The organism is Streptomyces sp. NPDC050674 (assembly GCF_040654575.1).
Taxonomy (GTDB): domain Bacteria; phylum Actinomycetota; class Actinomycetes; order Streptomycetales; family Streptomycetaceae; genus Streptomyces.
Genome location: NZ_JBFAIG010000001.1, coordinates 573,125 through 579,146, shown reverse-complemented (window position 1 = coordinate 579,146; position 6,022 = coordinate 573,125). Strand labels below are relative to the sequence as shown.

Sequence of the window (6,022 nt, the reverse complement as noted above, 5' to 3'; positions counted from 1 at the left end):
GTCGTCGAGTACAGCTCGGTGTGCGCGGCCGGGAAGGGCTTGTCGCTCTTGGGCAGCACGTAGGGCGCCCGGGTCATGGACTCGACGCCGCCGGCCAGCGCGATGGACGCGTCACCGAGCGCGATGGCGCGGGCCGCCTGGATCACGGCCTCGAGCCCCGAGGCGCACAGCCGGTTGACCGTCACACCCGGCACGGACGTGGGCAGACCCGCGAGCAGCGCGGCCATCCGGCCCACGTTGCGGTTCTCCTCACCGGCCCCGTTCGCATTGCCGACGTACACGTCGTCGATCCGCGCCGGGTCCAACTCCGGCGTACGGGCCAGGAGTTCACGCACGGCGTGCGCGGCCAGGTCGTCCGGGCGCACACCCGCCAGCCCTCCGTTGTAGCGGCCGATCGGTGTGCGGACCGCGTCGACGAGGTAGACGTCCTTCACTTCAGGCCCTCCGGAACGGTCAGTTCGGCGCCGGTCCTGGCGACGATCTCGTCGGCGCCGACCCCCGGAGCGGTCTCGACCAGGACGAGACCGTCGTCGGTGACGTCCAGGACGCCGAGGTCGGTGATGACCCGGTCGACGCAGGCCTTGCCGGTCAGCGGCAGGGAGCACTCGGCCACGATCTTCGGTGAGCCGTCCTTGGCGGTGTGCGTCATGACGACCACGACCGTACGGGCGCCGTGCACCAGGTCCATCGCCCCGCCGATGCCGGTGATCAGCTTGCCGGGAACGGCCCAGTTGGCCAGGTCGCCCCGCTCGGAGACCTGCATGGCACCGAGCACGGCCACGTCGATGTGCCCGCCCCGGATCATCGAGAAGGACAGCGACGAGTCGAAGAAGGAGGCGCCCGGCAGGACCGTGACGGTCTCCTTGCCGGCGTTGATCAGATCCGGGTCGACCTGGTCCTCGGTGGGGTAGGGGCCGGTGCCCAGGATGCCGTTCTCCGACTCCAGGACGACCTCGACACCTTCGGGAAGGTGGTTCGGGATGAGCGTCGGCAGGCCGATGCCGAGATTGACGTACTGCCCGTCCCGCAGCTCCCGTGCCGCCCGGACGGCCATCTCCTCGCGCGTCCAGGCCATCAGGACCTCACCGTCCGCTGCTCGATCTTCTTGTCCGCCGCCTGCTCCGGGGTGAGGGCGAGCACCCGCTGGACGAAGACGCCCGGCAGGTGCACCGCGTCCGGGTCGATCTCCCCGGGCTCCACCAGTTCCTCCACCTCGGCGATCGTGATCCGTCCGGCCATCGCGGCCAGCGGGTTGAAGTTCCGGGAGGACTTGTTGAAGACCAGGTTGCCGTGCCGGTCGCCCTTCCAGGCCCGGACCAGGGCGAAGTCGGTGCGGATGGCGCGCTCCAGCACGTACTCGGTGCCGTCGAACTCCCGGACCTCCTTCGGCGGCGAGGCGAGCGCGACGCCGCCCTCACCGTCGTAGCGCCAGGGCAGCCCGCCGTCGGCGACCTGGGTGCCCACGCCGGCCGGGGTGTAGAAGGCGGGGATCCCGGCGCCGCCGGCCCGGAGGCGCTCGGCCAGCGTGCCCTGCGGGATCAGCTCGACCTCCAGCTCCCCGGCCAGGTACTGCCGGGCGAACTCCTTGTTGGCGCCGATGTAGGAGCCCGTGACCCGGGCGATCCGGCCGGCGGCGAGCAGGACCGCCAGGCCCGACTCCATCGCCCCGCAGTTGTTGGACACCACCGAAAGACCGGCAACGCCGCGCTCGTGCAGCGCCTCGATCAGCACGTTCGGCACACCGCTCAGCCCGAAACCGCCCACGGCGAGCGACGCGCCGTCCGGCACGTCGGCCACCGCCTCCAGGGCTGTGGCGACCACCTTGTCCATCCGAGAGGCCCCATCTCTTCCGCGCGACCCGACCAGATTAATCAGGGCACTGACTATTTCCGCGAGCTGCCCCTCACGCTGCCACCGGGACAGGAAGGCGTCAAGACCTCGGCGAATACACCGCAGGACCGGTGCGCAGGAGGCAGACAGGGCTCGGCACGTTGCGTATTGTTCAGTGCACCGACGAAACGACCGAGGGGTGCACATGGCGGCCGCGGACCTCACCACCCACCCCGGGCACCTGGCCCGGCGACTCCAGCAGGCGCACTACCTGCTGTGGAACGCGATGGTCTCCGAGGAGATCACCTCGCCCCAGTTCGCGGTCCTCAACGCCCTCGTCGCCGAACCCGGCCTGGATCAGCGCACGGTGGGGGAGCGGGTGGGGCTCGACCGGTCCACCGTCGCCGAGGTGATCAGCCGGCTCGGCAGGCGCGGCCTGCTCGACAAGGTCCGCGACCCCCAGGACGGCCGCCGCTTCCTGCTGCGCCTCACGGACGAGGGGGTGCGCACGCATCGCAGGCTGACCGTGCGCACCGCCCGGATGAACCAGGTGTTCCTCGCCCCGCTGACCGCCGACGAGCGGACGGTGTTCTTCGACCTCATCCGCCGTGTCGCGGACGCGGCGGAGGGGCTGCGCCATCCCGAGGAGCCCCTGGCGGCGCCCCGCTGACCGACGCGGCCCGGTCCGGTCAGGACGCCTTGGCGAACACCACCCACACCTGGCCCTGCGCGAAGTTCACCGGATGGCCGTCACGGGTGGTGAACGAGGTGCCGTCCGCGGCTTTCTCGCGCTTCCAGTTCACCTCCCAGGACCGCCCGTCGCGCAGCACCTCCGCCTTCCCGGAGCCGACCGTCTCGGTGTAGGGGGTGTTGTTGCCGAGGAAGTCGCGGAAGGCGGACTCGCGCACCTTCACGTGCTGCACCACGACCGTCGCCGGTGCCATCGGCTTGCCGTCGGCGGTCGCCGCGGAGCCGCCGTCCATGCCGACCAGCCAGCGGTCGCGCGAGTCCGACCACGTGAAGGTGAAGCGGGCCGCCGGGTAGCGCACCGTCCTGGAGTCCGTCGCCGTGCCGCCGGAGGGCGCCGGGCCGTAATGGAAACCGGTGGTCAGGGCCGCCCTGCCCGGGGCCTCGGGCAGCAGCCGCCCCGGCCGCAGGTAGAGGTTGTGCGGGGCGGGCCGGTCGTCGCCGCGGAAGTAGGCGTCGGCGGCGTCGGACGGGGTCTCGGCCCGCAGTGGAGCCCGGTCGATCAGCGGCAGGAGCTTCGTCTGCGCGCCGGAGAAGGCGAGCGTCGGGCGGTCGAACTGGCGCAGCAGCTCAAGATCCGACTCGCGTGCGCTGCGCACCGGCCCGACCACCTCGGGCAGCCGGGTGGCGTAGACCGCCATCAGCCGGCTGAGCCCGCCCTCGACCTGCTCGGCGTAGACCACGTCCGCGGCGCCGACACCGCTGTGCGGACGGGCCGGGCTCGCGTTGTCGATCTTCACGGCCAGTACGGACGGGCCGGTGGCTCGCGGCGAAGCCGTCCGATGGTTCTCCCGGTCCGTTCCCCGCCCGTCGTCGCCCGGTCCGTTCCCGCCCGTGCAGCCCGCCGCGGCGGCCGTCGCCAGGGCGGCCAGCAGCGCCGCCGTCGTCGTGGTGCGCCGCCCGCGCACGCCCCGTCCTCTGCCCACCGTCGTCATCGCGCCTCATGTCATCGATGTGTCTAGATTGTGCGCTTATCTGAACATCGGCGCCCACTGTCGAGCGGTTTTGGCAAGTCGGTGTCTCCCCGGTGTCCGCCGATCGGCCCACGATCCGACCCGGCGGCGGGGCGGACCGGCCCGAGGTTCGGCCCGGGCAGCAGGGGTACCCGGGCGGCGCCGACCGACCGACGCGCAGCCGACGGAGGGAGCCCGAGGCGATGAAGGCAGTGACCTGGCAGGGCAAGCGGGACGTGCGGGTGGAAGAGGTGCCCGATCCAAGGATCGAGGAGCCCACGGACGCGGTCATCCGCATCACCTCCTCGGGACTGTGCGGATCCGACCTGCACCTGTACGAGGTGCTCACACCGTTCATGACCCCCGGGGACATCCTCGGCCACGAGCCCATGGGCATCGTCGAGGAGGTGGGCGCGGGCGTCCCGGACCTCCAGGTCGGGGACCGGGTGGTGGTCCCGTTCCAGATCGCCTGCGGCACCTGCTGGATGTGCCTGACCGGCCTGCCCACCCAGTGCGAGACCACCCAGGTCAAGAGCGAGGGCATGGGCGCGCCCCTGTTCGGCTACACCCGCCTGTACGGCGCGGTGCCGGGCGCCCAGGCCGAGTACCTGCGCGTCCCGCAGGCCCAGTTCGGCCCCATCAAGGTGCCCGAGGGCCCGGCCGACGACCGGTTCGTCTACCTGTCCGACGTACTGCCCACCGCCTGGCAGGCGGTCGCCTACGCGGACGTGCCCCAGGGCGGGAGCATCGCCGTGCTCGGCCTCGGGCCGATCGGCGACATGGCCTGCCGCGTCGCCCAGGTGCGGGGCGCCGGACGCGTCTTCGGCGTGGACCTGGTCCCGGAGCGGCTGCGCCGGGCCAAGGCCCGGGGCGTGGAGACCTTCGACCTGCGCTCCTTCGACAACGAGAAGGAACTCGTCGAGGCGATCCGCGACCAGACCGACGGCCGCGGCCCCGACGCCGTCATCGACGCCGTCGGCACGGAGGCCCACGGCAGCGCGATCGCCAAGCTGGTGCAGAACGCCGCCGCCGTGATGCCGCGCAAGCTGAGCGGGCCGATGTCCGAGCGGTTCAGCGTCGACCGGCTCGCCGCCCTGTACACCGCCATCGAGCTGGTGCGCCGCGGCGGCACCATCTCGCTCTCCGGTGTCTACGGCGGCATGGCGGACCCGCTCCCGATGCTGACCATGTTCGACAAGCAGATCCAGCTGCGGATGGGCCAGGCCAACGTCCGGCGCTGGGCCGACGACATCATCCCCTACCTCACCGACGAGGACCCGCTCGGTGTCGACGACTTCGCCACGCACCGTGTGCCGCTGTCGGACGCGCCGCGCGCCTACGAGATGTTCCAGCGCAAGCAGGACGGCGCGGTCAAGGTGCTGATGCAGCCCTGAGCACCCTCGGGTGCCCGGCGCCGGTACCTCAGACGCCCAGGATCTCGGCGAGGTCGTAACGGACCGGCTCCTCCAGCTGCGCGTAGGTGCAGCTTTCGGGGGTCCGGTCCGGGCGCCAGCGGCGGAAACGGGCCGTGTGCCTGAAGCGCTGCCCGTTCTCCATGTGGTCGTACGCCACCTCGGCGACCCGGTCCGGCCGGAGCGGCACCCACGACAGGTCCTTGCGGCCCGACCAGCGGCTCGGCGCCCCCGGCAGCCGGGCCTTCTCGTGGGCGGACTCCTGCGACCAGGCCGCCCACGGATGCCCCGACACGTCGTCCATGCGCAGCGGCTCCAGTTCCTCCACCAGCTCGGCGCGCCGCTTCATCGTGAACGCGGCGGACACCCCCACGTGCTGGAGCGTGCCCCCGTCGTCGTACAGCCCGAGGAGCAGTGAGCCCACCACCGGGCCGCTCTTGTGCAGGCGGTACCCGGCGACCACGACATCCGCGGTCCGCTCGTGCTTGATCTTGAACATGGCACGCTCGTCCGGCCGGTACCGCACGGTCAGCGGCTTGGCGATCACCCCGTCGAGACCCGCCCCCTCGTACTCCTCGAACCACTGCCGTGCCACGTCGATGTCGGTGGTCGCCGGCGCCAGGTGCACCGGCGCCGCCACCCCCGACAACTCCCCGAGCAGCCGCTCACGCCGCCCGGTCAGCGCAACGTCCATCAGCGACTCGTCGCCCAGCGCCAGCACGTCGAACACGACGAGCGAGGCGGGTGTGCGCTCGGCCAGCGTCCGCACCCGGGAGTCCGCCGGATGGATCCGCTCGGTCAGCGCGTCGAAGTCCAGATGCCCCTCCCGCGCGATCACGATCTCCCCGTCCACCACACACCGCTCCGGCAACCGCTCCCGCACGGCCGTCACGAGCTCGGGAAAGTACCTGGTCAGTGGCTTGCCGGTCCGGCTGCCCAACTCGACCTCGTCCCCGTCACGGAACACGATCGCCCGGAACCCGTCCCACTTCGCCTCGTACTGCATCCCGGGCGGGATCTTCGCCACCGACTTGGCGAGCATCGGCAGGACGGGGGGCATCACGGGCAGATCCATGCGTC

Annotated in this window: 7 protein-coding genes; 2 read left to right on the top strand and 5 right to left on the bottom strand. The window is 71.8% G+C overall.

What is annotated here, in order from left to right:
- The 3 genes from AB0I06_RS02425 to AB0I06_RS02415 all read right to left on the bottom strand — a co-directional run.
- Nucleotides 1-434 (bottom strand): beta-ketoacyl synthase N-terminal-like domain-containing protein (locus tag AB0I06_RS02425; RefSeq protein WP_363117022.1); only part of this gene is annotated, 434 nt, incomplete at its 3' end.
- Nucleotides 431-1,075 carry a 3-oxoacid CoA-transferase subunit B gene (locus AB0I06_RS02420; RefSeq protein WP_363116846.1) on the bottom strand — a complete coding sequence of 215 codons (645 nt, stop codon included), beginning with the start codon at nt 1,073-1,075 and terminating at the stop codon, nt 431-433. The genes AB0I06_RS02420 and AB0I06_RS02425, both read right to left, overlap by 4 nt.
- Nucleotides 1,075-1,830, bottom strand: coding sequence for a CoA transferase subunit A (locus AB0I06_RS02415; protein WP_363116845.1), 756 nt, complete (start codon nt 1,828-1,830; stop codon nt 1,075-1,077). The genes AB0I06_RS02420 and AB0I06_RS02415 overlap by 1 nt, the downstream gene beginning before the upstream one ends.
- Nucleotides 1,831-2,035: 205 nt before the next feature.
- Here AB0I06_RS02415 and AB0I06_RS02410 point away from each other — a divergent pair, with 205 nt between their 5' ends.
- Complete coding sequence (locus AB0I06_RS02410) at nt 2,036-2,500, top strand: MarR family transcriptional regulator (protein ID WP_363116844.1); 465 nt, start codon at nt 2,036-2,038, stop codon at nt 2,498-2,500.
- Nucleotides 2,501-2,519: 19 nt separating this feature from the next.
- Here AB0I06_RS02410 and AB0I06_RS02405 read toward each other — a convergent pair whose 3' ends face one another.
- Entirely contained in the window at nt 2,520-3,512 is a 993-nt protein-coding gene (locus AB0I06_RS02405; protein ID WP_363116843.1) for a DUF3048 domain-containing protein, read from the bottom strand.
- A gap of 221 nt (nt 3,513-3,733) precedes the next feature.
- On the opposite strand from AB0I06_RS02405, the gene AB0I06_RS02400 reads away from it, so the two are divergent.
- Complete coding sequence (locus AB0I06_RS02400; protein WP_363116842.1) at nt 3,734-4,924, top strand: zinc-dependent alcohol dehydrogenase; 1,191 nt, start codon at nt 3,734-3,736, stop codon at nt 4,922-4,924.
- Nucleotides 4,925-4,952: 28 nt separating this feature from the next.
- On the opposite strand, the gene AB0I06_RS02395 is transcribed toward AB0I06_RS02400, so the two are convergent.
- The gene (locus AB0I06_RS02395) at nt 4,953-6,017 is read right to left on the bottom strand and encodes an ATP-dependent DNA ligase (RefSeq protein WP_363116841.1); all 1,065 of its coding nucleotides are present in this window, start codon (nt 6,015-6,017) and stop codon (nt 4,953-4,955) included.
- Nucleotides 6,018-6,022 lie beyond the last annotated feature (5 nt).

What these genes read in the sequence shown, in the direction of transcription:
- AB0I06_RS02395 (WP_363116841.1), bottom strand. Translation starts at nt 6,017, where the DNA reads ATGGATCTGCCCGTGATGCCCCCCGTCCTGCCGATGCTCGCCAAGTCG.
- AB0I06_RS02415 (WP_363116845.1), bottom strand. Translation starts at nt 1,830, where the DNA reads ATGGACAAGGTGGTCGCCACAGCCCTGGAGGCGGTGGCCGACGTGCCG.
- AB0I06_RS02410 (WP_363116844.1), top strand. Translation starts at nt 2,036, where the DNA reads ATGGCGGCCGCGGACCTCACCACCCACCCCGGGCACCTGGCCCGGCGA.
- AB0I06_RS02420 (WP_363116846.1), bottom strand. Translation starts at nt 1,075, where the DNA reads ATGGCCTGGACGCGCGAGGAGATGGCCGTCCGGGCGGCACGGGAGCTG.
- AB0I06_RS02405 (WP_363116843.1), bottom strand. Translation starts at nt 3,512, where the DNA reads ATGACGACGGTGGGCAGAGGACGGGGCGTGCGCGGGCGGCGCACCACG.
- AB0I06_RS02400 (WP_363116842.1), top strand. Translation starts at nt 3,734, where the DNA reads ATGAAGGCAGTGACCTGGCAGGGCAAGCGGGACGTGCGGGTGGAAGAG.